The following is a 25,661-nucleotide window of genomic DNA, read 5'->3' as shown; positions in this document are numbered from 1 at the left end:
AGAACCGCCCAGGCATGCCTGTTCGCCCGGCGGTTCGGTACGCGAAGGCGCGGCTTGTAGGCCAGGCCTGAACGGATGGCAAGATGAGTCTCGCCTCCGGAGCCGGAGGCCGCCTCACGACCACGGGGTGTGAGGCGGCGACGGTCCGGTCAGTCGGGCGGGTTGTTGCGCTCGAGGAACGGGATGAGGGCGTTGAACACCGCCAGACGTCCCGCGGCGCTGGACAGCCAGTGGTCCTCACCCTGCAGATCCACCAGTTCGACATCCTTGCCGGCGCGCCGCAGGGCGGTGGCGAAGATCTCGGACTGGGCATAGGGCACGACACTGTCGTCGCGGCCGTGGATCAGCAGGATCGGCACATTGGCGTTCTGCACCATACGGGCCGGCGAGACCTCGACCAGGCTGCCGTCATTGATGCGCGTGGCCCCCATGAAACGCTTCCAGTAACGCATCACCGGCGTGTCGCGACCGCCGGACTGGTCCCGCTCCCAGTCGAGCATGCGCGGCAGGTCCGAAACCCCGGCCCCGGCGGCGGCGCAGCGATAGACGCCCGGGTCGATGGTCGGTCCGGCCATGGCGGCATAACCACCGTAGCTCCAGCCCCAGATACAGACCCGTGCCGGATCGGCGATGCCTTCGGCAGCCAGATAGCGGACCCCGTCGGACAGGTCGGTCTGCATCTTGCGACCCCATTCGCCGAACCCGGCCTCATAGTGGGCCTTGCCGAAGCCGACGGAGCCGCGGAACTGGGGTTGCAGCACCGCATAGCCGCGCGACGCCAGCAACTGGGCCCAGTAGTCGAAGCCCGGCTCGTCGCGAGCCTGGGGTCCCCCGTGCGGCATGACGATCAGCGGCAGGTCGGCCACTTCGCGGCCCGGCGGCAGGGTCAGATAGGCCGGAATATTCGTCCCGTCGGCGGCAGCGTAGTTGATGAAGCGCACCTCACCGATCGCCTCAACGGGAATGGCAGGATAGGCCGAACCGATGCGTACGGCGCGGCCGGCGGCCAGATCCACCAGATGATAGGTGCCGATATCGGTCCCGCCCTCGGTCGAGACGATCAGCGTGGAATAGTCCGGCGTGGCCGAGACCAGTTCAACATGACGGTCCGGATAGGCCGCCGTCACCGAGGCCCAGGCCCGACCGGCCTGTTCATCGGTAAAGAGATAGGTCTGGTCGTTGTCGCCGAGGAAGCTGAAGCCCAGCAGCCGGCCGGTACGGGGATGGTAGAGGGGCGAGGCCTCGCCGGAATCGCCGAATGACAGTGCCCGTGGCTCGGACCCGTCGAGCGGGATTTCGTAGAGCTGGTCGCCGCTGTCTTCAGGGACCCGAACGATCACCGACTCGCTGGTCCGGCCGAAGCCGAGCAGGTCGGGCGTGTCGATCATATGGTCCTCGCTGATCCAGATCTGCGCCAGACCGACGTTGCGGCGCGCCGAAATCCACCAGCGTCCCCGTTCGGAATCCCAGCCCGAGCGCGCCACCGCGCGTCCGTCCGCCCCCATCACGCCATTGAAATCATCGCGCAGCGTGCCGACGCCCGTGTCGAGGTCCACCTCGAAGGTCTGGATCTGGAAATCGCGATCGAAGCTGCGCACGAAGGTGCGCGGGACGCCGTTGACGATATGGACGAACGGCGGGCCGGCCAGAACATTGACCACGCCGGACCCGCCGGAGATGCGCGTACTGGCCATATTGGCCGCGCCACCGACCGTCCGGTTGAGCAGGGTGACAAAGCGGCGCGTACGCACATTGTAGGACTGGGCGTTATAGAATTCGCTCTCGTCGGCGATGTTACCGAGATCGGCATACCGTGAGGTGAAGATCAGCACATGATCGTCATCGGCCCAGCGGACGCTGCGGATCTTCTGGGTGCCGATATCGACGACGCCGAGCGCCTCGCCCGCGACGGACCGGATCCCGAGCCGACGACTTTCGCCGACCTGCCCGACGAAGGCGATGCGTTCGCCGTTGGGTGACAGGGCCAGGTTGGACAGTGCCGGCAACGAGGCATAGGCCTCGATCGGCGGCGGGGCCGGCTGAGCGACCGCCGGCATGGCCGCCACATTTGCCAGGGCAAGAGCCCCGGCGGCAAGAATCGATCGGATCATGAATACTCCCCCTGATCAGGACCGGGCCGTGACCCCCACCCCCGGTCCTCTACGTGATGAAAGTTTATCGCCCGGCGTGTCTGATTTGAAAAGCGCTACCTGACAGCGACTGGCCACGGCAGACCGGAGGCCCCGCTCCTCGCCGGCGCGGGGCCTGATGAGTCTAGTCGGGCGGATTATTGGCTTGAAGGAACCGCACAGTCTCGGCCAGCATCCTCTGCCGCGTTTCCCCGCGCGACAGCCAGTGATCCTCGCCGCTCAGTTCGATAAATTCGACCGGCTTGCCGGCACGGCGCAGGGCGCGCTCCATCAGCCGACTCTGCTCGATCGGCACGACGGAGTCATCACGGCCATGGATCAGCAGGATCGGCGCGTCGGCCTGGTCGGCCAGCCGGGCCGGCGACAACTCATCAAGGGACCGGTCGCCCAGACGCTCGCCCCCCATGAACCGGTTCCAGTAGCGCGTCGTCGTGTTGTCACGCCGCGTCCCGTCCGAGGCCTCATTGTCGACGAAGACCCTCAGGTCCGACAGGCCCGCAACCGACACGGCGCACCGGTAGACACCCCGGTCGAGCGTCGGGCCGGCCAGGGCAGCATAGCCGCCGTAGCTGGCCCCAACGATGCAGACCCGCGCCGGGTCGATCACGCCCTGCTCGGTCAGATAGCGCACGCCGTCGGACAGGTCGGTCTGCATCTTGCGACCCCACTCACCGTAGCCCGCCTCCATGAAGGCCCTGCCACGGCCGGTCGATCCGCGGAAATTAGACTGCAGCACCGCATAGCCGCGCGACGCCAGGGCCTGGGCCCACCAGTCGAACCCCATGACATCATGATACGCCGGCCCGCCGTGAGCCAGAACGACCAGCGGCAGCCCATGCGGGTCCTGAATGCCGGGCGGCGTGGTCAGGTAGCCGTGGATTTCCAGACCGTCGGCGGCGGCATAGGTGACCGCGCGCACCGGAGCGACCTGATCCGGCTTGATCTCTTCATATGAGCCGCCGACCCGCATGATCGCGCCTGCGTCCAGATCGACCATATAGTAGGTGCCGGAATCCCGGGCCCCGCTGGTGAGCACCACCGCCTTGTGAAGATCGTTGCTCCAGCTGACCAGTTCCGGCAATCGGCCGGCGAAGGTCTGCGAGACCTGCGTCCACAGGTTCGCGGCTTGCGGATCCGCAAAACTGTAGATACGGCCCTCGTCCGTCATCCGTGATGCCCCCATCAACCGATGGGTGGTCGGGTGGAACTCAAGAGCTTGCGGATTGAAGTCGAACCGCACCGGCCGCCAGTCGCCGTTGGCCAGATTGACGTCGAAAAATTCGGTGGTTTCGGGACCCTCCTGGCCCAGATCCGGACGGAGGGCGGCGATGATGACACTGTCGCCATTCAGCCCGAGGCCAATCAGATCGGGTGTGTCGATCGGGGCCTCGGTTCGCCAGGTCGAGCGAAAGCCGCCACCCTGCCTCAGGTACAGACTCCAGGTCCGTGAATCGGCATCATATTCGCTGCGCGCCACGGACTGGCCGGAAGGGTCCAGAACAAAGCCTCTCACCTGGCGGCCCATGACTTCGGCAAGGGCAGCACGACCGGTCTCGAGATTGATGCGGAAGAGATCGAGACGATCCGGATTCCCGAACGTAAAGGCCCGGGTGAGAATCCGGGGCCCGTCGTCCCCCTGGATGACGTGCGAGGCGCTGAACATGGCTGGAAACAGGCCGCGCGTACCCACCAGCATGGTCACAAGCCTGTTCCGGGCCGGGTCGTAGATCTGACCGCTCCATAGCTCCTGCTGGAACAGGCCCAGCCGTGGCACGGTCTCCGTCGATGAGGTGGTGATCAGGACCCGGTCCTCACCGATCCACTCGAGATCGCGAACCTTGGCCCGACCGACGTCGACGCCCCCCACCTGGGCCTTGGTCGCCAGGTCCAGCATGACCAGCACCCTCTGTTCGCCCGAGACGGTGACGAAGGCCAGACGTTGGCCGGACGGCGACACCTGGAGCAGTTCGAGCGAAGGCAGGGCTCCGTAGGCCGCCAGCGGCGCGGGATCGGCCAGAGCGGCGGCCGCGCCTGATTCAGCCCTGGCCGGCGTCGGGGTCAGCCCCCCCGCAAGACCGGTTGCCAGCAGGCCGGCCGCAAGGCCGAAGAGAATATTGCGACGAAACATGAGGTCCCCACCCAGATTAGACGGTGGCCATCATTCCCGCGACCGGCCGCAATCTCAAGTGGTTCCTCACAAAAGCTCCCGTCAAATCATTCCCCGGAAACGAAAAACGCCCCGGCCGTGGGGGCCGGGGCGTCTGTGTCTGTCCAAAATCCGGAGCCGTCAGCGCGGGGCGAGGATCATGATCATCTGGCGGCCTTCCATACGCGGGGCGTATTCGACCTTGGCGATCTCGTCGAAATCGGCCTGAACCTTGTTGAGCAGCTTCATGCCGAGTTCGGGGTGGGCCATTTCACGGCCGCGGAAACGCAGCGTCACCTTGACCTTGTCACCCTCGTCGAAGAAGCGGGCCATGGCCTTGGCCTTCACCTCATAGTCGTGGACGTCAATGTTGGGACGGAGCTTGATCTCTTTCAGCTCGACGACCTTCTGGCGCTTGCGCGCCTCGGCCTTCTTCTTCTGTTCCTGGAAACGGAATTTGCCGTAGTCGAGAATCTTGCAGACCGGCGGCTCGGACGTGGAAACGATCTGGACCAGGTCCATGCCGGCCTCTTCGGCGGCTTCCAGCGCTGAAGACGTCGGCATGACGCCTTGTTTCTCACCGTTCTGATCGATCAACAGAACGCGCGGGGCGCGGATTTCCTGGTTCATGGGCGGCCCGTCCTTGACGGGCGGCTGGTTCATCGGACGGCGAATGGGCGTCGTTTCCTTGTGTGAGCAGAAGGGCAGATGTCTTGCAGGAGGGCACGCGCGATCATCGGTCGCGTTCTCCAAGGTTGGTTATATGCCCGCGAAAGGCCCTGACTTCAAGGCGCGCCGGGGCCGGGCGATGCGATGAAGTCCGCATGCAGGGCCAGAACCGCCGCAAACACCTGATCGACGGACAGGGCCTCGATCGGCGCGAAGGCTCCGCGCGTCTCATTGGAGGCGACGGTGCGGGTCGTCGCCCCCCATGGCCCGTACAGCCACCATTCCGTCGGTCCGAACAGGCCCAGCGTCGGCCGGCCGAGCGCGGCGGCGACGTGCATCAGGCCGGAATCATTGCCGACGAACAGGTCGGCGACGTCGATCGCGGCGGCGGACGCCAGAATGTCGCCCTTGCCGACGAAGTCGATGCCCCGGGGACCGGCGGCCTCCAGCGCCGGGGTCGCGGGGGCCCGATCCCCCGGGCCGCCGACAGCCATGAAGCGCCAGCCGTCGAAACGGGGTTCGGCCTTGAGCCTTTCGACCAGTTCGCCCCAGCGATCGGCCGGCCAGCTCTTGCCCGGCTGGTGGGCGATGGGGGCGAGGGCGAGGATCGGTCCGGGGCCACTGCCGCCCGCGAGCTGCGGGGCGAGCACGGCCTGTCGATCGGCCCGGGACTGTTCGTCGAGGAATATCTCGGGCTCCAGGGGCGTGGACGCTCCCATCAGGCGCGACACCACCTCGACCTTGCGTACTCCGGTCTCCCAGCTGCGGTTGTAGATCACCCGCCGCCGTGTCGGGATCAGATAGCCCAGCGCCGAACCGCGAAGGTCGATAACCAAATCCCAGCGGGTGCCGACGACCTGTTTCCACAGTCCGAACCAGTGGCCCGCGGCCTTCTTCTTGTCGAGAATGATGACCCGCTCGACGTCCGGCGCGGCGCGGAAGAAGGGGGCCGGCGGGCGGCCGCAGGCGACGGTGATCCGGGCTCCCGGCACCTGGCGGGCGATCTCCCGGATGATGCCCGAGGAAATGACGCAGTCGCCGATACGGTTGGAGGTGACGAACAGCACCTTCGGGACGATCCTGGAGTCGGGCACGCGCATTCGCCTTCGCTTCATCGGTCAGGGTTCGCTATCAGGCCCGGAAGGATTGGGCGAGAGGAACGGTCATGAACGACGAAACGATCCGCTATCTGACGCGACCCGACGGCGAGCGGCTGGCCTTTCGCGCCACGCCGGGCGACGGGCCGACCGTCGTGTGGATCGGCGGCTTCCGCTCGGACATGGAGGGCACCAAGGCCCTGGCCCTGGAGGCCGCGGCGCTCGAGCAGGGCCGGACCTTCGTGCGCTACGACCATTTCGCCCACGGCCAGTCGTCGGGTGACTGGCGTCAGGCCTCGGTCGGTCGCTGGCGCGAGGATGCGATCGCCCTGATCGATAGTCTCGAGGGGCCGGTCATTCCGGTCGGGTCGTCGATGGGAGGCTGGGTGGCCCTGCTGCTGGCCCTGGCCCGCCCTGACCGTATGGCCGGAGTGGTTCTGGTCAATCCGGCCCATGATTTTACCGAACGACTGATGTGGCCGGGACTGGCCGATCATGAGCGGCAGGCCATTCTGCGTGACGGCGAAACCCTGATGACCGAGGAAGGGCTGGGCGACTATGTCCTGACCCGGGCCATGTTCGAGGAGGCGCGCGACTGGCTGTTGCTGGACGGGCCGATCAGGATCGCCGCCCCCGTCCACATCCTGCAGGGGCGCGGCGACGCGGTTGTGCCGTGGCGGCATGCGCAGGCGCTGATCGAGCGGATGAGCGGTGGCGATGTGCGACTGGATCTGATCGAGGACGGCGACCACCGGCTGTCGGGCCCGACGGACCTGGCGCGACTGATTACGGCGGTGAATGATATGAGACTGCGCCGCTAAGCGTCAGCCTGAGTCCGGGCTTCAGGCCTGGGCGGGCCGAAGGCCTTCGGCGGTGGCCTCAAGCACGGCCGGGTGGCTGTCGCCCCCGGCAGCGATGATCCGGTCGATGCGGGCCTTTTCAGCCCGGAAGGCGGCCAGGTCCGACCCGGTCAGAATCGTACCCTCGGAGGTGCGGATGCCGGCCGGATTGATCCGTTGGCCGTTACGCCAGATCTCGTAATGCAGGTGCGGTCCGGTCGACGCACCGGTCGATCCGACATAGGCGACGACCTGGCCCTGACGAACCCGCTGTCCGGCCCGAATGCCCGAGCCATAGCGCGACAGGTGGCCGTAGCCGCTCTCAAGGCCGTTGGCGTGGCGGATGCGCAGCCAGTTGCCGTAGCCGCCCCAGCGACGCGCCTCGACCACCACGCCGTCGGCGGGGGCGATGACCGGGGTCCCGGTGCCCGCGGCGAAATCCATACCCTGGTGCATCTTGCGATAACCGGCGATCGGATGGCGGCGGAAGCCGAAGGTCGAGGAAATGCGGAAGCCACGATCCAGCGGCGTGCGCATCATGGTCGAACGCATGTTCTTGCCGGTGGCGTCGAAATACTGGGCCTCACGGGACCCGGACGGCTTGAACCGGTAGAAGACCACGCCCTTCAATTCCGCATAGAGCAGATCGCCCGAGGACACGGTGCGACCGCTTTCGGTGATCGAGCGGGGGAAGACGAAGGTATAGTCGTCACTGGCCCGGATATCGCGATCCAGATCGAATTTGTGGGCGAACAGCTGGATAGCGCGACGACGGACCGCCGCCGGCGCACCGGCGCGCTGGGCCGAGGACGAGAGCGATCCCTTGACCTCGCCGTGCAGGACCACGGTTTCGTCAGTGACCTTTTCGTCGAGGGCGCGCAGGCGCAGGGCCCCGTCAAAACTGCGCGAAACGGTGAGCTGGCTGGCCGGGCCCGTGCGCATGGTCAGGCCGATCAGACGGGCGTCGCCGCGTCCGACGCGGGGCTGGGAAATGGCGGTCTCGAAGCGCAGACCGGCGCGCAGGTCCTTGAGGTCAAAGGCGCTGGCGATGGTGGCGGCGACGGCGCTGGCCTCTTCAGCACCGATTCCGGTGCGGCGAACGGCCTGTTCGAAGGTCTCGCCCTTGCGAATCTGAACCGGGATGGCTTCGGGAGCGGTCAATCCGGCGGGCATGCCGGCGGTGGCGAAGGCCTGGGCCTCCAGCACGGAAATCTGTTGTTGTGTCAGCGGCGGCGCTTCGAGCGCGATCGCAGGCTGGTAGACGCGCCCGGCGAGCAGAGCCACCGATATCGCAGCCACGGCCGTAAAAGCGTGCGGTGCCAAGCGCATCGGCTGGCGGCGTGGGTCGAACTGAGCCATCGGTCCCCGACATACAACGGCACAAAACGGTGCCCGAAGTCACTAGAAGCAAGGATCGCGCCCAGGTGCCCCGAGGGTCGCGAGACGAGCCGTATAACCCGTCACTCCCAGTATGGGAAGCATCAGGGTTACAAATGATTAACTGCACACTGTATCGGCAGCGTCACATGAGTCACCCTGCAGTTCAAGCGGCGAGACAGACAGTTCATTCACCGTATCGGGGTGAAATCCTCGTGAAAAAAGAATCCCGCGGCCCTCGTATCGCCTCACCGTCAGAGAAAGTGTCTCCAGCGCCACTCCATGGTGTTCAATCTGCAACGAAAAATCCATTGCTGATGTGTGCTGCACTGTTCAATCCTGCTTCCTCCCGTTTCTGAAATGCTTCGGACCCACGCTTGACTGACTCTTCCCCACCCGATGTGCCCGAGACTCGCGCACCCCGCTCCCGGCGGGGTTCCGGACGTGGACGCCGGATCGGCGCGGTCGTCGTCGGCCTGACGCTGGTGCTGGTGGCGACCCTTTATCTCAACCGGAGGGCGGCGACACAGCAGGTGCTGATCGGCTGGCTGGCGCGTCAGGGCATCGACGCGGACATCGCGGTCGAGAAGGTCGAGCTCGACGGTTTTGTCGCCCGGGTCCGGATCGGCGATCCGCGTGCGCCCGAGGTGGAGATCGAACGGGTCGAGGTCGACTATGTCATCGGCCTGCCATGGCAGGCCGGCGGAGCCGGCCTGACGCCCAGTCGGGTGCGGCTGTTGCGGCCGGTGGCCCGGGCCCGCTGGCAGAACGGCCGGCTGTCCTTCGGGTCGCTGGACCCCCTGATCGAGAAATTCGCCGCCCGGCCGTCGCGCACCGACATCCCCGGACCGCGCATTCTGGTCGAAAGCGGACGCGTCAGACTGACCACCGACTTCGGCCCGATGGAGCTACTGGCCGACGCCACCGTCGACGACGGCCGGTTGCTGCGACTGGCGGCACGGATACCGGAGGTTTCTCTCGGCAAGGGCGGGACCACGGCGCGCAATCTGTCCGGCACGCTGAATCTGACGACTGCGGGCGAGCGGGTGGCATTGCGCATGGACCTTGCCGCTGACCACGCGAACATCCCCGGCTGGCAGGGTCAGGCCCTGCGGCTCAGGGCCACCGGCGACCTGCCCTACCCCGACATCAAGACGCGGCGGGAAGACGGGGCGGTTCGGCTGGACGGAACCCTGACCGGCGACCGGCTCAGCAGCGGACAGACGACATTTACCGACGCCGCCGTCGCGATGCGGTTCGCCGGTCAAAGTGCGGGCTGGACCGACGCCTTCCGACTGACGGGCCACAGCGATGTCGAACTCGCCGCCGGACGGATCGACGGTGGAAGTCTGGACGCCCGGACCGTCGCCGCGACCCTGAAGGCGGCCCGAACGACCTTGACCCGCGATCCCGAGGGTCTGACGTGGCGGCTCGACGGTGCCGCGGGGCTGACCGCCCGGCGGGCTGCGGGAGTCGGCATCTCGGGCACCGCCGTCACGGCCCGGGCACCGCGTCTGATGATCGGCGGCCGCGGTCGGGCCTTCGAGGCCCGGGGCCCCGCGACCGTCACCGCCGCCCGGGCGACCTGGGCCGACCTGGACCTGAACACTCTGCGCGGCTCCCTCGATCTGGACCTGGTGCAGGATGCGGGCGTTCGTTTCGAGGCCACGGGTTCAATGCAGGCCGCTCGCGGAGCCTGGCCCCTGTTCGGATCGCCGGCGCGGGACGACGTTCCGGAACTGGCCGAAATGAAACGGGCCCTGTCAGCCTTCGCCCTGGACGCCCCGGGCCTGAGCCTGACTGCCGGCGACGGCGGCGTGCGGCTGGTGATGGACCGGCCGGTGCGGATCACCCCGGCCAACGGCGGCGTCCTGACGCTGGAGCCGGTCGCACGACCGGTCTATGCCGCGCCGCAGGGGCAGGTCGGCGGCGGGGCCCTGACCCTGACCGCCACGCGCGGGCAGGGCCTGCCCGAGGCCAATTTCGTCGTCCCGGCCTGGACTCTGACCCCCGGCGGCTTCAGCGCGACCCTTGACGGTCGCGCCGCACTCGATTTCGGCCTGGCCCGCGGCGTGGCCCTGCAAACCCGCGGCGTGCTGGCGTCCGGACACGGCCGGGTGATCTACACAGCCAGCGACTGTGTGACCGCCACCGTCGAGCGGCTGGAGCTGGACCAGAATGACGTCACCGGCCTGTCCGGCGCGGTCTGCCCGGGCACCGGCCCCATGGTCACCATCGCCGACGGCCGCTGGCGGGCCGGTGGGGCGATCACCGGTTTCAGCGCCGCCGCGCCCTTCCTGGCCATGGATTTCGCCGGGATCGAGGGCGGACTCGTGGCCACGGGCGGACCGGCGGGACTGGGTCTGGAGGCACGCATCGACCAGAGCCGGGTCGGGGACACGACCGTGCCGCGCCGGTTCAACCCCGTGGCCGCCAGCGGACGGGCCCGACTGACCGGTCAGGACTGGACCGGGGTCTTCGACCTGAGCCAGGGGCCGCACGCTCTGGGGCGGTTGACCCTGGCCCATGACGGGTCCGCCGGAACGGGGGGAATCGACATCGTCGCACCGAATCTGACCTTCGCCGAAGGCGGACTGCAGCCCGACGACCTCAGCCCTATGGTCACTGGCCTGCTGGGACCTCCGGTGACCGGATCGGTCAGTTTCACCGGCCGCATCGACTGGGCCGCGGACCGTGAGGGTTCCAGCTCAGGCCTGCTGACCGTGCCCAACCTCGACTTCAACAGTCCGGCCGGACCGGTGAAGGGACTGAAGGGCGAGGTCGCCTTCATCAGCCTGACCCCGCTGGTGACCGCCCCGGGACAGGTCCTGACCGCAGAGCGGCTGGACACGGTCTCGGCCCTGACCAATCTCGACCTGACCTTCGGCCTCGACGCGGCGGCGATCACCGTCTCGGGCGGCGAACTGGCTGTCGGCGGCGGGATTATCCGGGTCGAACCCTTCGTGGTCTCACTGGACCGGACCCAGCCGTTTGAGGGAATCATCGTGCTGGAGAACGTCCAGCTGGGCGACGTCATCGCCGGGGCCGGGTTCGGCGACACGGTGCAGATGGATGCGGTCGTGTCAGGCCGGCTGCCGTTCATCTCCGACCCGGTCCGGGGCGTGCGGATAACCGGCGGGTCCCTGTTCGCGGTGCAGCCCGGACGCCTGTCGATCCAGCGCCAGGCCCTTACGGGCCTCAAGACCGGCGGCGGCGGCGAGGTGCCGACGGGCACGGTCGAGGACCTGGCCTATCAGGCCATGGAGAACCTGGCGTTCGACGTGCTGACGGCCGAGGTCAACACCCTCAAGGAGGGGCGACTTGCGGTGCTGTTCCATATCCGCGGTCGCCACGATCCGCCGCAGCATCAGGAGATCCGGCTGAGCGTGGCCGAACTGATCCGGCGTGAATTCCTGAACGGAGACCTGACCCTGCCGTCGGACACCGGTATCGACCTGACGCTGGACACTACCCTGAACATCAACCAGCTGGTCCGGGACCTGATGGATATGAACATCGCCCGCAGAGGCGGCACGCCGGTCTCGACACCGCGATGATCATCGTTCAGCACCCATTCACCCCGTTTCGCGTTAAATCAGTCCGAGCCCCATTCGCCTTCCGGAGCGTCATGAGATGATCACCAAGCGCCATATCGGCATCCTGCTCGCCGGCGGTCTCGCCGCCACCAGTCTGGGTGCCTGCACTCCGACCGTGCGGCTGGAGATCGCGCCGATCCAGATCTATGCCAAGCTGGACGCCGATGTTCGCGTGCGCCTCGACAAGGAGCTCCAGGACCTCCTTATCGCAAACCCCAACCTGTTCTGATCGGGAGATGGCTCAAATGAACCTGCGCAAACTCTTCGTCGTCGGGGCCGCGATCGCCGCCCTTGGCGTCGCCGCCGGTGCCGCCCTGGCCCAGACCCCGGCCCAGAAGGCCATGGTCGACGCGGCCAAGGTCCGGGGCGTGGTCGGTGAACAGGCCGACGGCTTCATCGGCTTTCGCCTCTCCACCCAGGACCCTGACCTGAACGTCGCGGTCCAGACCATCAACAGCGCCCGCGGCCGACTTTATGCCGAAAGCGCCGCCGCCGCCGGTACCACGGCCGAGGTGGCCGGAGCCCGCATGTTCGAGGCCCAGCTGCTGCCGCGCATGACCACAGGCCAGTGGTACCGCACCGCTGACGGCCAGTGGATGCAGCGCTAGGGTGGCATCGCCGATCCGGTCGCGTCTGGTCGCGGTGCTGGTCACGGTCGCCCTTACGGCCGTGACCACGGCGGGGCTGGGCCGGTTCTGGAGTGCTATCGGCGGCGGACCGCTGTCGCTTCACGGCTGGATCGCCATGACGCTCGGTATCGGCGGTACTGCGGCCCTGGCCGGGGTGCTGATGGCCCTGGCCTTCCGCTCGGACCGCGACGGCTGGGACGCCCGGGCCGATCGGCTGCCCGGGGATGACGCCAAGAGATAGGCGTCCCCGGCGCATGCCGGATCGTCGCTTCAGGCGACCTGCCGCACGGGCCGGGTCAGGGCCGGCAACAACAGGCCGGCGGACAGGGCCCCGACCACGGGCACAGCCACGGCGTCACCCATCACTTTCAGCGCCGCGCTGTCGCTGGGCGGCAGACACCAGCTGTCATCGACTCCCATCAGCCGGGCGGCCTCGCGCGCGGCCAGACGGCGGGCCCGGATCCGGCCGTCGTCACAGACCACCAGATATTGCCGCGACGACCCCCCGGCCGGAGTGCGCAGACAGCCGGCCAGACCGTCGAAACGCAACTCCAGCCGCTGGACCTTGCGCCCGTCCTCGACCCGGACCCGACGATAGCCGGCCCCGACGTGACGTCCCCCCGAAGCGGCGGCCCGGTCCAGACGCGCCCGGTGCAGCGGCGCACACAGGGCCAGCAGGGCCGCGGTCTGATCCGGATCGAACCAGCGCACCGCATCGTCCGGCAGCAGCAGGGCCGCCAGATCGAGATTGCGCCGGGCCGGGACGGCGAGCGACCACCAGCGCCAGACGCGACGCACCGCGGCGGGCAGGCGGGCGACGGCAGCGACCAGCCGGGCCGAATGGAAGGGCGCGACGGGGACGGGCACCGTGGGTCCAGCGACTCCGCGCATGGCGACGATGAACAGGCGCGGCCGCGACTGGGGCAGCCACAGGGCGGCGTCCATCTCGAGCGCACCGACGACATAGCCGGCGTCGGTCATGGCCTGGCAGACGGCAGCGAAATCGGCCCCGTCGCCCGAACTCAACAGACCGGTGACGTTCTCGAGCACGATCAGCGACGGGGCCCGCCCTTCGGCGTCCAGACCCTGGATCAGCCGCCAGAAACCCCAGAAGGCCCCGGAGCGAACCGCCTGAAGTCCGCCGCGCGCCCCGGCCAGACTGACGTCCTGACAGGGCGACGAGGCCCAGCACAGGTCGGGCGTTCCGGTCAGGTCGGACGCCGACAGCGACCAGACGTCGAATTCATACAGCGGGATGTCGGGATGGTTGGCGCGGAAGGCGCGGGCCTTGAGCGGGTCGATGTCATTGGCCAGACCGATCCGGAACCCGTCCAGACCCATGCCCGCCAGCCCGCCCCCGGCGAAGAATTCCCACGCCACCGGACCGGAGTCGGGGGCGGGCGGGGATACGAGCGGACCATCGACGCGAATCGTCATTGGGCGAGCATAGTCCAGCCGGATACGTCTGGCGCCCCCTCTTGACCCCTGCCGGGCGGCGGCGCTCCATGCCGGTCACCGTTTCCGGGAGTCTGCCATGCGTCTCATTGCCCTGATCACCGCGCCGGTGCTGGTGTTGGCCGCCTGTTCGCCGTCGCCACAGACCCCGGAGGCCCCGGCGATCGACGTCTCGCCGGCCCTGCTGGGCGGGGTCGATCTGAGCCGGCCGATCCGGGCCCTGGGCAATGAGCCGTTCTGGGCCGTAGAGATCACGCCGCAGGGCCTGATCTATGCCGGGGTCGACCGCCCCGAACAGCGGGCCGACAACCCCGGACCGGTGCTGCAGGGGACCACCGCCGTCTATGCCGCCACCAACGGGACCGGCAAGGCGCTGAAGGTGACCCTGATCGCCACCACCTGTTCCGACGGCATGAGCGACCGCACCTATCCGCTGACCGCCCGGGTCGAGATCGACGGCGAGACCCTGATGGGCTGTGCCGCCTCGATGGCGGCGATCATGGGCGCGGGGGAGTCGGGACAGGTGGTCGAGGCGAACTGACGCGGCGGGGTATCGGCAGGATCATGGATACGCGCGCGCTGTAGTCGCGATAGCGGTCACCGAAACAGGCGATCAGGTCGCGTTCCTCCAGCTGGATCCCGATCAGGATGTAGGCCGTGGTCGCGACAGCGAAGACCAGATGACCGAGGCTCATGACCGGGGTCGCCCAGAAGGCGATGATGAAGCCGAGATAGATCGGATGCCGCACCACCTTGTAGAACAGCGGCGTGCGGAAATCGCTCGGCGGCACCTCCCGGCCCCGCCGGTAGGCCCAGACCTGACGCAGGCCGAACAGGTCGAAATGACTGATCAGGAAGGTCGACAGCAGCACGACCAGCCAGCCGATCCCGAACAGGGCCCAGACGGCTGTCTCCAGAGTCGGCGACTGGACGGCCCAGATCGTCTGCGGCAGCGGCCGCCACTGCCAGAACAGCACAATCAGGGCCAGGCTGGAGAACAGGACATAGGTCGAGCGTTCGATCACCGGGGGCACGAACCGCGCCCACCATGTCTTGAAGGCCGGGCGGGCCATGGCGCTGTGCTGAACCGCGAACAGACCCAGCAACAGGGTATTGACGACGAGGGCCTCGGTCAGGGAAACGGCGATCCCGCTGTCGATGGTTTTTGGCACCATGAATCCGCCGACAAACCCTATGGAATACAGGAATGTAAGAAAAAATATGATGTAGGCGACGATACCGTACAGAACTGCGAGCGTCTTCATGACTGCGTCCCTCCCCCGGGATTTTCCTTGTTCGGTTGCGCGGAATTCGCCGCTCATCCTCCACCAGAAACCGCCACTCCGCAGACCATTGTTATATGAAAAGGGGCGGTTCGAACAGTCACCCGGTCGTGCGAACCTTCCGGATCGGTGCCGCCCGTTTACGGTTCCCAAAGCCACAGGCGCGTAAGCTCGCGGCATGACCCCGATTGCGCCCCCCGCTGATCTGCGCGCCCTGACCTCGTTGAGGTTTTTCGCGGCCGCCTGGGTGGTGCTGTTCACCTTCTGGCCGGATCTGGATGCGGGCTTCGTGCCGGTGGCCGTAACCAGGGGCTATCTGGGGGTCGAGACCTTCTTCGTCCTGTCGGGCTTTATCCTGAGCCACGTCTATCTGCAGGCGGCGGGCGAGAAGCGGTTCCGCTACGGCGGTTTCCTGTGGGCGCGGATCGCGCGGGTCTATCCCCTGCATCTGGCGACCCTGGCCGGGGTGATGGCCCTGGGGCTGGCGGCGGTCGCTGCCGGCCTGACCATTGACGGCAATGTGCTGAGCTGGGCCTCCCTGCCCGCCCAGTTGACGATGACCCATGCCTGGGGCCTGGCACCGGCGGCCGGCTTCAACCATCCGTCGTGGTCGATCTCGGCCGAATGGTTCGCCTATCTGGCCTTTCCGGCCTTCGCCGTCGTGGCCTGGCGGTTGCGCGAACGACCGCGAGCAGCGGTGGCGGGCGCGGCCCTGTTCCTGACCGGCCTGTATCTGGCCTTCGAGGCGATGGCCGGATTTTCCCTGACCGAGGCCACCTTCGCCTGGGGCGCACTGCGGATCGTACCGTGTTTCGCTTTGGGCTGCGCCCTGTATTTGGTCTATCGCCGCACGCCGCTGAAGCGGGGCGGACTGTGGGCGGCCGCGGGTGCGACGGGGATGGCGATCAGCGCATCGCTGGGCGCATGGGACGGGTTCACGGTATTGTCAGCCGGTGCCCTGATCCTGGGTCTCGCCTCGATGACCAATGCCGGGGCCGGCTGGCTGGCCTCGAAGCCCGCCGTCTATCTCGGGGAGATCAGCTATTCGATCTATATGGTCTGCGTGCCGTGGCAGATCGTGGCCGTGAATGTCGCGGCGCGGCTGACCGGGGCCGAAGACAAGCGGCTGACGCTGGGCGTGTGGCTGGTGGTGGTGGCCCTGCTGCCAGTGGTGGCGGCGGTGTCCTACCATCTGGTGGAACGCCCGGCCCGGACGGCCTTGCGACGTATGGCCGAACGGCGACGCGCCGCGCATACGGATATCGCCGATAGGGTAAATTCCCCGGAAAGGGTTCTTCAACCTTCGGAAACTATCGTCTAAGGCTTCTTTCCCGGAAACAATTGGAAACAGGCCAGTATGACAAAACGGATCACCGCCGCAGTGGTTGCAGCCTCCCTCGGGTTTTTTGCCCTGGGTGCCGCGCCGGCAAAGGCCGATGATCCCTACTGGCAGTGCGTGACCTTTGCCCGGATGTTCTCGGGCATCAATATCTTCGGTGACGCCTGGACCTGGTGGAACCAGGCCGTCGATCGTCTGAGAACCGGCCATGCGCCCGAGACCGGCTCGGTGCTGGTGTTCCGTCCCGAGGGCCGGATGAGCCGCGGCCACGTCGCCGTGGTCTCCGACATCCTGACCGACCGGGTGATTCGGGTGACCCACGCCAACTGGGGTGGCAGCCGCGGCAAGGTCGAGGAGAACGTTACCGTCGTCGACGTCTCGCGCGGCGGCGACTGGAGCCAGGTCAAGGTCTGGTACAATCCGATCCATGACCTGGGGTCGACCGTCTATCCGACCTATGGATTTATCTACAAGAATGCGCGCGACGCCTTCGACGCCGGGGCCGAGGTCGGCGCGGCGGCGAACGGCACGACCGGAACCCGCCGCCGCTGATCCCGGCTTAAGCGCTGGCCCTCGGGGGGGCGGGCGCGATAGGACGGAGCCATGACCGACAGCGCCCCCGACCCAACCCCCGACATCACCTATGCCAGCTATCTGGACCTCGACGTCCTGCTGAGCGCCCAGAACCCGCGCTCGGACGAACATGACGAGATGCTGTTCGTCGTCATCCACCAGACCAAGGAACTGTGGCTGAAGCAGATCCTGCACGAGGTCGCCCTGGCCCAGCGACTGGTGCGGGCCGGCGATCTGGTCCCCGCCTACAAGATTCTGGCCCGGGTCAGCCGTATCCAGGCGGTGATGACCCAGAGCTGGGACATCCTGGCCACCATGACCCCGGCCGACTATCTGCGTTTCCGCGGAGCGCTGGGGACCTCGTCCGGCTTCCAGAGTGACCAGTTCCGCCGCTTCGAGACGATGCTGGGGCTGAAGGACGACAGCTTCCTGAAATTCCACGTCGACCGGCCCGCAGCCCATGCGGCCCTGACCGCGGCGCTGAACGCGCCCAGCCTGTACGACGACGCGTTGTCGCAGCTGGCGGCGGCGGGTCTGCCGGTGCCGGCCGAGGTGCTGAACCGCGACGTGCGCCAGCCCTATGTGGCCTCGGAAGGCGTCGAGGCGGCGTGGCTGGAGGTCTATCGCGACACCGCCCGCTGGTGGCCCCTGTACCAGCTGGCAGAAAAACTGGTCGATCTGGACGACGCCCTGCTGACCTGGCGGCACAAACATGTGGTGACGGTCGAACGCATCATCGGCCGCCGCCGCGGTACCGGCGGCACCGAGGGTGTGGCCTATCTGGCCTCGACCCTGGAACGACGCTGCTTTCCGGAATTGTGGTCGCTGCGCACCAAACTCTGAACGGCCAAGCTGAAACCAAACCGGGGTCTCCGCGCTTTTCCTGCTGTTCCTCCCACAGTGAAAGGCACGATTATGAGTACGCCACAATCCCACGACATCCACGTCCTCAACAGCCTGATCGAGACCACCCTCGACAGCGCCGACGGCTATCGCGAAGCCGCCAGCGAGACCGAGGACCGGCGCTTCAAGACCCTGTTCGAGCAGCGCAGCCTGGAGCGCCAGGGCCTGGCCGGTGACCTGAAGGGCGCAGTCCTGACCCTGGGCGGCGAGCCCGAGGACGACGGCTCGGTGCTGGCCAAGGCCCACCGCGCCTTTCTCGACGTCAAACACGCCCTGCTCCGCGACGAACAGGCTGTGGTCAATTCGGTCGAGAACGGTGAGGACTTCATCAAGACCAAGTTCGAGAAGGCCCTTGAGGACTCCGACGTCTCGGCCTCGACCCGCGAGACCATCCGCCGCGCCTATACGACGGTGAAGGACGGTCACGACCAGATGCGCGACCTGAAGCACAGTCTGGAAAGACAGAAGGACACCGCCAGGTCGGTGACGTCCCACTAGGTCCTGGTCGGTACCGGTCCGGACACGACATGAAAAAGGCCCCGGCGGATCCCGCCGGGGCCTTGATCAATTCGGGTGATCCGAGGAGATCAGCTCTCTTCGGCGGCTTTTTCAACCTTGCCGGTTTCCGGCACGATGGCCTTCTTGTCCGGGCGCACGGTCTGCTTCTCGGCGATCCGGGCCGACTTGCCGCGACGGTCACGCAGGTAATAGAGCTTGGCACGCCGCACGACGCCGCGACGCTTGACCTCAATGGACTCGATCATCGGCGAGACCAGCGGGAAGACGCGCTCGACGCCTTCACCGAAGCTGATCTTGCGGACGGTGAAATTCTCATTGATGCCGCCGCCGGCGCGGGCGATGCAGACGCCTTCGAAGGCTTGGACGCGCTCGCGCTCGCCTTCCTTGATCTTGACGTTGACGCGCAGGGTGTCGCCCGGCTGGAATTCGGGGATGGGGCGGATGTCGGTCAGGCGGGCTTTTTCTTCAGCCGCGATCTGCTGGACGATATTCATAGCTATTTCTCCTCGAGCTTTGCGCTCTTTACCTGTGATTTGGCGGGCTCATGGCCCGCGGTCGTCTGTGCAGAATGCGCCGCCCAGAGGTCCGGCCGTCGCGTCCGCGTGGTCTCTTCCCGCTGCATCTGACGCCATTGCGCGACCTTTTTATGGTCACCCGACAGCAGCACCTCGGGAATCTCCAGCCCCTCGAACGTCCGCGGTCGCGTGTACTGCGGGTGTTCCAGAAGACCGTCCTCGAAACTTTCGCTACTCAGACTCTCCGCCTGGCCGAGGACGCCGGGCAGCAGTCTCACGCACGCCTCGATCACCACCATGGCCGCCGCCTCGCCACCGGCGAGCACCGCGTCCCCGACGGAGACCTCCTCGAACCCGCGCGCGTCGAGCACGCGCTGGTCCACCCCCTCGAACCGGCCGCAGAGGACGGTGATGCCGTCCGCCTGTGCCCAGTCCTTGACGCGCGCCTGGGTCAGGGGCCGACCCCGGGCACTCATGTACAAAAGCGGCCGCCCCGGACCGGAAACACTGTCGAGTGCCCGGGCCACCACGTCCGCCTTGAGTACAGCTCCGGGGCCGCCACCCGCAGGGGTGTCGTCCAGGAAGCCGCGCTTATCTTCGGAAAAGGCGCGAATGTCCACTGTCTCGAGCGCCCACAGGTTCCGCTCACGCCAGGCGGTGCCGATCAGCGACACCCCGAGCGGGCCGGGAAAGGCCTCGGGGAACATGGTCAGGACAGTGGCGGTAAAGGGCATGGCGCGCGCCCTTTACCGCCGATGGGCCGTCGAGGCGAGAGGGTTCAGCCTGTGGGGCGGCCGCCACCCGCCGCGATCCAGGCGTCGATCTGGCCTTCCAGCACGTCGAGCGGCACGCTGCCGCCGCCCAGCACCACGGTGTGGAAGTCACGGATGTCGAAGCGATCGCCCAACGCCTGACGGGCGCGGGCGCGCAGTTCGAGAATCTTCAGCTGGCCGATCTTGTAGCTGGTCGCCTGACCGGGGTTGGTGATGTAGCGCTCGACTTCCTTGACGATATCGCGTTCGGACACGAGCGTGTTCTGCTGGAAATAGGCGATCGCCTGTTCGCGGCTCCAGTGTTTGGCATGCAGGCCGGTATCGGTGACCAGACGCGCCGCCCGCCAGATCTCCAGCGAAAGGCGGCCGAAGTCGGCATAGGGATCCTGATAGAAGCCCATCTCCTTGCCCAGCCGCTCCGAATACAGGCCCCAGCCCTCGGAAAAGGCCCCGTAGCCGCCGAAGCGACGGAAGCGCGGCAGGCCCTCGATCTCCTGGGCGTAGGCGATCTGGAAATGGTGGCCGGGCGCGCCCTCGTGATAGCTGATGGCCTCGACCTGGGGCTTCAGCACCTGGGTCATGTCCGCCAGATTGACGTAATAGATGCCCGGTCGCGAGCCGTCGGGGGCGGGCCGGTTGTAGAAGGCGACCGAGGCCGTCTCCTGACGCCAGGCCTCGACGGCGCGGACTTCCAGCGCCGCGCGCGGCAGGGTGTGGAACCACTGCGGCGCGACCCGCATGGCGTCGGCGACCGCGGCGCGGGCGTCGACCAGATAGGCTTCCCGCCCTTCGGTCGTGTTCGGATACTGAAAGCGCGGGTCGCTCTTGATGTAGGCGAAGAAGTCCTGGAGCGAGCCGGTGAAGCCGACGCGGGTCTTGATGGTCTCCATCTCGGCCTGGATGCGCGCCACCTCGGACAGGCCGATCTCGTGGATCTGGTCGGGGGTCAGGTCGGTGGTCGTGGATTGCCGTACCCGCTCGGCATAGTAGGCGTCGCCGTCCGGGAGCCGCCACACTCCGTCGTTGGAGGTAGCCAGCGGCTGGATGCGTTCGATCGTGGCCAGGACGGTGTCATAGCCGCGTTTGAAGGGGCCGGTCAGGGCGGTGCGGGCGGCAGACAAAAGCGCGGTTTTTTCAGCATCCGTAATGTCGAGGGCCGCGACCTTCTTCTGGAAATCGGCCCAGACCGGATTGTCGGGGCCGCCGTCGAACGGGGCCCCGGAGATGACATTGCGGGTGTCGGTCAGGGTGATCGGAAAGACGAAGGCTGGAGACACGAAGCCCTCGGCAGCGCGACGCTCCACATCGGCCGAAATCTCGCCCAGCACCCGTTCGACCTCGACCAGACGGGCAATATAGGCCCGCGCATCGTCAGGACTGTCGATCCGATGGCTGTTGATCAGGAAGACCGGCAGGCTGGTCGCGGGGTTACCGTTGGCGGCGAAGATATAGTCGTGGTCGCGCCAGCGCGCGCTGGACATCTGACGCTCGACGCTTTCCTCGAACAGCTTCCAGGACAGCTGACTCTGGGGACTCAGGGCGTCGAAGCGGAAATCGGCCTTCATCCGCGCCAGCTGGGCCTCGGCCAGGGCCAGCGACCGGGCGTCGGCGGCGGGCGTGTAGTCGTTCAGCCGGTCGTAGTCGGTCTTGATGCCGAGGGCCGTCATCGACTGCGGGCTGAGCGCGATCTGTTCGCGGAAGGCCTGGTCGAAGAAGGCGTCCAGCCGGGCGTCCTCACTCTGCGCCGGGATGACGGCGACCGGGGTGCCGGTCGGGGCCACAGGAGCGGGGATGCCGGCACAGGCCGTCAACAGCAGGACAGAGGCGGATGAAATCAGGATGCGGCGCATGGGACCCCCGGAAAAACAGACGGCGACCTTCAGCTCTGACACGGGTCGGCGCAACCCCGCCAACAGGACTAGTTGACCCAGGTGACGCGGCAGTCGCTGACGGTCCAGCCGGCGAAGCCGGAGCGAACGCGGCACTGGATGCCGTTGCCGGCGAGCGGGCCATGCATGATGGCACTGTCGATCAGCGCGCCCTGACCGTCATAACGGGGCTGTCTGAACTGGACCCAGCGCAGCGGCTGGCTCGAGGCCGGCGTGCGGGCGGGATCATGAATGGCCGGGAAGCGCAGGCCGTAGTGGCTCCAGTCGCAGCGCGGAGCCCAGCCGCTGCCCTCATCGTCCAGCCACAGCGGCGGCGGCAGATTGTCGGCGGTGTCGAATTTGTAGTGTTCGCGGGCCACGGCGGCGATGACGGCGCAGTCGTTGCCATTGGCCATGACTGGCCCGGCCGGGTCCGGCAGTGGGGCGGTGGCGGCGCAACCGGCCAGCAGGAGGGGGATCAGGACAGCGGACGAACGCGGCATGGCGGCTCCTATGCGCGCCTCATACCGGTGATCGTGCGATTGGGCGCGATGTCCTCGGCCGAGGTCACCAGATGAACGATCGCCGGACGTCCCGCGTTCCGCGCCGCCGCCAGGGCCGCCGGGAAGGCCTCGGTCGTGTCGCAGCGGATGCCGAAAGCCCCGAAGGCCTCAGCGTATTTGACGAAATCGGGATTGACCAGGTCCGTGGCGATGACCCGGTCGGCCCCCGGGTAATGGACTTCCTGGTGCATGCGGATGGTGCCGTAGACGCCGTTGTCGACGATGACGGTGACGACATTGATGCCGTACTGGACCGCTGTGGCCAGCTCCTGCCCCGTCATCATGTAGTCGCCGTCGCCGGCGATGCAGATCACGTCGCGGTCGGGATGGGTGCTCTTGGCCGCGACGGCGGCGGGGAAGCCGTAGCCCATGGCCCCGGAGGTCGGGGCCAGCTGGGTGCGGCAGGCACGGTGGCGATAGAAGCGGTGCAGCCAGGCGGCGAAATTGCCGGCCCCGTTGGTGACGATGGCCGTCGGCGGCAGGATCTCGCCGAGATGGGCCATGCATTCGCTCATATTGACCGCGCCGGTGACCGCGACGGGGGTCGAGAAGGTCTGATAGTCGGCGTGGGCGGCGGCGGCCTCGTCATGCCAGGTCCGGCCCGGCTCGATCTGCGACAGGGCCAGGGCGGCGAGGGAATTGTCGGCCGTGGCGCTGAGCGACGGGGTCCAGACACGGCCCAGTTCCTCGGCCCCGGGATGGATGTGGATCAGCCGTTCGGCGGTCTGTTCGCGCGTAAACAGCGTATAGCCCTGGGTCGGATTTTCGCCCAGTCGGGCACCGATGGCGAGGATCAGGTCGGCGGATTTGGCCCGGGCCGTCAGGGCCGGGTTGCAGCCGAGGCCGAGATCACCGGCATAGTTGGGGCGGTCATTGGAGATCAGGTCCTTGCGCCGGAACGACAGGGCGACGGGCAGACCCAGTCGCTCGGCCCAGTCGCCGATGGCGTCGGTGGCGGCGGCGCTCCAGCCGGATCCGCCCAGCACCAGCAGTGGTCGTTCCGCCCTGGCCAGACGAGCGCGGACCTGTTCGGTAAAGGCGGGATCGAGCCCGGCGCGGGCCGGGACCACCGGCCGGATCGGGGCCGGGCCGCCGTCGTCGTGCAGGATGTCCTCGGGCAGGGCGATGACCACCGGCCCCATCCGGCCCTGCAGGGCGGTGGCGAAGGCACGTTCGACGATCTCGACCGTGCGCTGCGGGCTTTCAATCTCGGTGGCCCATTTGGCCAGGCCACCGAACACCTCGCGATAATCGACCTCCTGGAAGGCCCCGCGGCCGCGGTCGGTCAGGGCGATCTGGCCGACGAACAGGATCATCGGCGTTGAGTCCTGATGGGCGGTATGGACGCCGATCGAGGCGTGGGTGGCCCCCGGTCCGCGGGTGACCATGCAGACGCCCGGCTTGCCGGTCAGTTTCCCATAAGCCTCGGCCATGTTGGCGGCTCCGGCCTCATGGCGGCAGGCGATGACCTGAATCCGGTCGCGCACATCGGCGAGGGCGTCCAGTACGGCCAGATAGCTTTCGCCCGGCACACAGAAGACCCGGTCAATGCCGTTCATCACAAGGGTTTCGACGATACGGCGGGCGGCGGTGTCGGCGGGCTGCTGGGTCATGAGGCACCTGCTAGCAGATCGACCCCGCGCTTGACCATGCGGACAGGCTCAGGATTCGCTGGCCGCAACAGGGTCATAGCGAACACCGGTCAGATACAGGCCATCCGACGGAGCCACCGGACCACAGGCGGTGCGATCCACGGCCGCCAGCGCCGCCGCCACGTCCGTCGCGCTCCACCGGCCCAGACCCACCTCGACCAGGGTGCCGGTCATCGACCGCACCTGGCGATGCAGGAAGCTGCGGGCCTCGAACACCAGATGGACCTCGTCCCCGACCCGGGTGACCCGGGCCACATCCAGCGTCTTGAGCGGCGATTTCGACTGGCAGGCGAGGTCGCGGAAGGTGGTGAAGTTATGATGCCCCACCAGCGCCTGCGCCGCCTCGTGCATGGCCACAGCGTCCAGCGGCTTGCGCATGTGCCAGACCTTGCCCCGCTCCAGCGCGGGTGGCGCAGCCCGGTTGAGGATGCGGAACAGATAGCGACGGCCGGTGGCCGAAAACCGGGCGTGCCAGTCGTCAGGGACGATCACAGCATCGAGCACCACGACCCCCTCGCGCACCAGATGGGCATTCAGGGCATTCATCACCGTGGCCGGAGGCCAGTCGCGCTCCAGATCGACATGAATGACCTGTCCGGTGGCGTGGACGCCGGAATCGGTGCGGCCGGCGGCGGCGATACGTACGCTTTGACCGGTGAAGGCGGCGATCGCGGTCTCGATCACGCCCTGGACCGTGGGCTGGCCCGGTTGGGCCTGAAAGCCGTTATAGCTTCCGCCGTCGTATTCGATGGTCAGACGATAGCGGGGCATCAGCCCAGCACGGTGCCGGCGGCAACGGGAAAGCCGCGCAGGAATTCGTCGGCGGTCTGGGCCGCCCGGCCCTCGCGCTGGACCCGCAGCAGCCGGATCACCCCCGCGCCGCAGGCCACCGTCAGCGCGGAATCGAGGGTCAGGCCCGGCGTGCCGGAGCCCGGGGCCAGCCCCGACATCAGCACCTTGATCCGGACCGGGCCGTCCGGGCCCGGAGCCTCGAACCAGGCCCCGGGAAAGGGCGACAGGCCGCGGATATGGGCGTCGACCGCATCCGCCTGGCGGGTCCAGTCGATCCGGGCCTCGGCCGGGGTGACCTTCTTCGCATAGGTCGGCTGACCGGTCTGGGGTGTGGTGATCCCGCCGCGTTCGATGGCCCCCAGGGCGCGCGGCCACAGGCCGGCCCCGGTCATCGCCATCCGTTCGGACAGGGTGGCGGCGGTATCGTCGGCGCGAATGGCCAGGGTTTCCGACAGCAGGATGTCGCCCTCGTCGAGGCCTTCGGACATACGCATGATCTGGACACCGGTCTCGGTGTCACCGGCCATAATGGCGCGCTGGACCGGGGCGGCCCCGCGCCAGCGTGGCAGCAGGGAGCCGTGCAGGTTGAAACAGCCGAGTCGCGGAGCCTCGAGCACCGTCGGGGTCAGGATCTGGCCATAGGCGACGACACAGGCGGCATCGAGGTCGAGTGCCTGAAAGGCGGCCACGGCCTCGGGCGACTTCATCGACTCCGGGGTGAACACCGGCAGGCCCATGAGCTCGGCGAAAGCCTGGACCGGTGACGGGGTCAATTTCTGGCCGCGGCCCCGGGGACGGGGCGGCTGGGACCAGACGCCCACGACCTCATGGCCCGAGGCGATGATCTCGGCCAGGGACGGCACGGCGAATTCGGGGGTACCCATGAAGGCGAGGCGCATGCCCCCGCCTTTAGACGTCCGGAC

The 25,661-nt window shown here is 67.5% G+C and carries 24 protein-coding genes; 10 read left to right on the top strand and 14 right to left on the bottom strand.

Annotated features, from left to right (window positions below):
- Positions 1–149: 149 nt before the first annotated feature.
- The 4 genes from AAC050_RS07170 to AAC050_RS07155 all read right to left on the bottom strand — a co-directional run bounded on the left by AAC050_RS07170 (position 150) and on the right by AAC050_RS07155 (position 6,059).
- Positions 150–2,111, bottom strand: coding sequence for a S9 family peptidase (locus AAC050_RS07170; protein ID WP_339914388.1), 1,962 nt, complete (start codon positions 2,109–2,111; stop codon positions 150–152).
- A 163-nt stretch (positions 2,112–2,274) separates the two neighbouring features.
- Positions 2,275–4,278: a S9 family peptidase gene (locus tag AAC050_RS07165; protein ID WP_339914387.1), complete on the bottom strand. Its 2,004-nt coding sequence runs from the start codon at positions 4,276–4,278 to the stop codon at positions 2,275–2,277.
- Positions 4,279–4,437: 159 nt separating this feature from the next.
- Entirely contained in the window at positions 4,438–4,959 is a 522-nt protein-coding gene (gene infC / locus AAC050_RS07160) for a translation initiation factor IF-3 (RefSeq protein WP_339914386.1), read from the bottom strand.
- Between the two features lie 122 nt (positions 4,960–5,081).
- The gene (locus tag AAC050_RS07155; protein WP_339914385.1) at positions 5,082–6,059 is read right to left on the bottom strand and encodes a glycosyltransferase family 9 protein; all 978 of its coding nucleotides are present in this window, start codon (positions 6,057–6,059) and stop codon (positions 5,082–5,084) included.
- Positions 6,060–6,130: 71 nt separating this feature from the next.
- On the opposite strand from AAC050_RS07155, the gene AAC050_RS07150 reads away from it, so the two are divergent.
- Complete coding sequence (locus AAC050_RS07150) at positions 6,131–6,883, top strand: alpha/beta hydrolase (RefSeq protein WP_339914384.1); 753 nt, start codon at positions 6,131–6,133, stop codon at positions 6,881–6,883.
- Positions 6,884–6,904: 21 nt separating this feature from the next.
- Here the strand turns inward: AAC050_RS07150 and AAC050_RS07145 are convergent, their stop codons facing one another.
- On the bottom strand, positions 6,905–8,260 hold the full coding sequence (locus AAC050_RS07145; protein WP_339914383.1) for a peptidoglycan DD-metalloendopeptidase family protein: 1,356 nt from the start codon (positions 8,258–8,260) through the stop codon (positions 6,905–6,907).
- 395 nt (positions 8,261–8,655) lie between these two features.
- Between AAC050_RS07145 and AAC050_RS07140 the strand changes: the two genes are divergently transcribed.
- The 4 genes from AAC050_RS07140 to AAC050_RS07125 all read left to right on the top strand — a co-directional run bounded on the left by AAC050_RS07140 (position 8,656) and on the right by AAC050_RS07125 (position 12,744).
- Entirely contained in the window at positions 8,656–11,835 is a 3,180-nt protein-coding gene (locus AAC050_RS07140; RefSeq protein ID WP_339914382.1) for a YdbH domain-containing protein, read from the top strand.
- A 76-nt stretch (positions 11,836–11,911) separates the two neighbouring features.
- Complete coding sequence (locus tag AAC050_RS07135; protein ID WP_339914381.1) at positions 11,912–12,103, top strand: YnbE family lipoprotein; 192 nt, start codon at positions 11,912–11,914, stop codon at positions 12,101–12,103.
- Between the two features lie 16 nt (positions 12,104–12,119).
- On the top strand, positions 12,120–12,482 hold the full coding sequence (locus tag AAC050_RS07130) for a DUF1318 domain-containing protein (RefSeq protein ID WP_339914380.1): 363 nt from the start codon (positions 12,120–12,122) through the stop codon (positions 12,480–12,482).
- A 1-nt stretch (position 12,483) separates the two neighbouring features.
- The gene (locus AAC050_RS07125) at positions 12,484–12,744 is read left to right on the top strand and encodes a hypothetical protein (RefSeq protein ID WP_339914379.1); all 261 of its coding nucleotides are present in this window, start codon (positions 12,484–12,486) and stop codon (positions 12,742–12,744) included.
- A 29-nt stretch (positions 12,745–12,773) separates the two neighbouring features.
- On the opposite strand, the gene AAC050_RS07120 is transcribed toward AAC050_RS07125, so the two are convergent.
- The gene (locus AAC050_RS07120; protein ID WP_339914378.1) at positions 12,774–13,940 is read right to left on the bottom strand and encodes a DNA cytosine methyltransferase; all 1,167 of its coding nucleotides are present in this window, start codon (positions 13,938–13,940) and stop codon (positions 12,774–12,776) included.
- Positions 13,941–14,037: 97 nt separating this feature from the next.
- Between AAC050_RS07120 and AAC050_RS07115 the strand changes: the two genes are divergently transcribed.
- The gene (locus tag AAC050_RS07115) at positions 14,038–14,499 is read left to right on the top strand and encodes a hypothetical protein (RefSeq protein WP_339914377.1); all 462 of its coding nucleotides are present in this window, start codon (positions 14,038–14,040) and stop codon (positions 14,497–14,499) included.
- On the opposite strand, the gene mddA is transcribed toward AAC050_RS07115, so the two are convergent.
- Positions 14,456–15,223 carry a methanethiol S-methyltransferase gene (mddA, locus tag AAC050_RS07110; protein WP_339914376.1) on the bottom strand — a complete coding sequence of 256 codons (768 nt, stop codon included), beginning with the start codon at positions 15,221–15,223 and terminating at the stop codon, positions 14,456–14,458. The two genes, AAC050_RS07115 and mddA, sit on opposite strands and share 44 nt — an antisense overlap.
- 196 nt (positions 15,224–15,419) lie before the next feature.
- Between mddA and AAC050_RS07105 the strand changes: the two genes are divergently transcribed.
- The 4 genes from AAC050_RS07105 (at position 15,420) to AAC050_RS07090 (ending at position 18,554) form a co-directional block, all read left to right on the top strand.
- Entirely contained in the window at positions 15,420–16,562 is a 1,143-nt protein-coding gene (locus AAC050_RS07105; protein WP_339914375.1) for an acyltransferase, read from the top strand.
- A 36-nt stretch (positions 16,563–16,598) separates the two neighbouring features.
- The gene (locus AAC050_RS07100; protein ID WP_339914374.1) at positions 16,599–17,132 is read left to right on the top strand and encodes a CHAP domain-containing protein; all 534 of its coding nucleotides are present in this window, start codon (positions 16,599–16,601) and stop codon (positions 17,130–17,132) included.
- Positions 17,133–17,183: 51 nt separating this feature from the next.
- Positions 17,184–17,996: a tryptophan 2,3-dioxygenase gene (locus tag AAC050_RS07095; protein ID WP_339914373.1), complete on the top strand. Its 813-nt coding sequence runs from the start codon at positions 17,184–17,186 to the stop codon at positions 17,994–17,996.
- Positions 17,997–18,068: 72 nt separating this feature from the next.
- Complete coding sequence (locus tag AAC050_RS07090; protein ID WP_339914372.1) at positions 18,069–18,554, top strand: PA2169 family four-helix-bundle protein; 486 nt, start codon at positions 18,069–18,071, stop codon at positions 18,552–18,554.
- 89 nt (positions 18,555–18,643) lie between these two features.
- On the opposite strand, the gene rplS is transcribed toward AAC050_RS07090, so the two are convergent.
- The 7 genes from rplS to fmt form a co-directional block, all read right to left on the bottom strand.
- On the bottom strand, positions 18,644–19,069 hold the full coding sequence (rplS, locus tag AAC050_RS07085; RefSeq protein WP_339914371.1) for a 50S ribosomal protein L19: 426 nt from the start codon (positions 19,067–19,069) through the stop codon (positions 18,644–18,646).
- A 2-nt stretch (positions 19,070–19,071) separates the two neighbouring features.
- Positions 19,072–19,824, bottom strand: coding sequence for a tRNA (guanosine(37)-N1)-methyltransferase TrmD (trmD, locus tag AAC050_RS07080; protein WP_339914370.1), 753 nt, complete (start codon positions 19,822–19,824; stop codon positions 19,072–19,074).
- Positions 19,825–19,868: 44 nt separating this feature from the next.
- On the bottom strand, positions 19,869–21,713 hold the full coding sequence (locus AAC050_RS07075) for a DUF885 domain-containing protein (protein ID WP_339914369.1): 1,845 nt from the start codon (positions 21,711–21,713) through the stop codon (positions 19,869–19,871).
- Positions 21,714–21,781: 68 nt separating this feature from the next.
- Positions 21,782–22,234, bottom strand: a complete 453-nt coding sequence (locus AAC050_RS07070) for a hypothetical protein (RefSeq protein ID WP_339914368.1) — start codon at positions 22,232–22,234, stop codon at positions 21,782–21,784.
- 8 nt (positions 22,235–22,242) lie between these two features.
- Positions 22,243–23,907 carry a thiamine pyrophosphate-binding protein gene (locus AAC050_RS07065; RefSeq protein ID WP_339914367.1) on the bottom strand — a complete coding sequence of 555 codons (1,665 nt, stop codon included), beginning with the start codon at positions 23,905–23,907 and terminating at the stop codon, positions 22,243–22,245.
- A gap of 48 nt (positions 23,908–23,955) precedes the next feature.
- Positions 23,956–24,717 carry a tRNA pseudouridine(38-40) synthase TruA gene (truA, locus tag AAC050_RS07060; RefSeq protein WP_339914366.1) on the bottom strand — a complete coding sequence of 254 codons (762 nt, stop codon included), beginning with the start codon at positions 24,715–24,717 and terminating at the stop codon, positions 23,956–23,958.
- Positions 24,717–25,637 (bottom strand): methionyl-tRNA formyltransferase, encoded by a 921-nt coding sequence (fmt, locus tag AAC050_RS07055; protein WP_339914365.1) that lies wholly within the window; start codon positions 25,635–25,637, stop codon positions 24,717–24,719. The genes truA and fmt overlap by 1 nt, the downstream gene beginning before the upstream one ends.
- Positions 25,638–25,661: the final 24 nt, after the last annotated feature.

This window comes from uncultured Brevundimonas sp. (genome assembly GCF_963974615.1).
Lineage (GTDB): Bacteria > Pseudomonadota > Alphaproteobacteria > Caulobacterales > Caulobacteraceae > Brevundimonas.
This window is presented reverse-complemented; position numbering and strand designations above follow the sequence as displayed.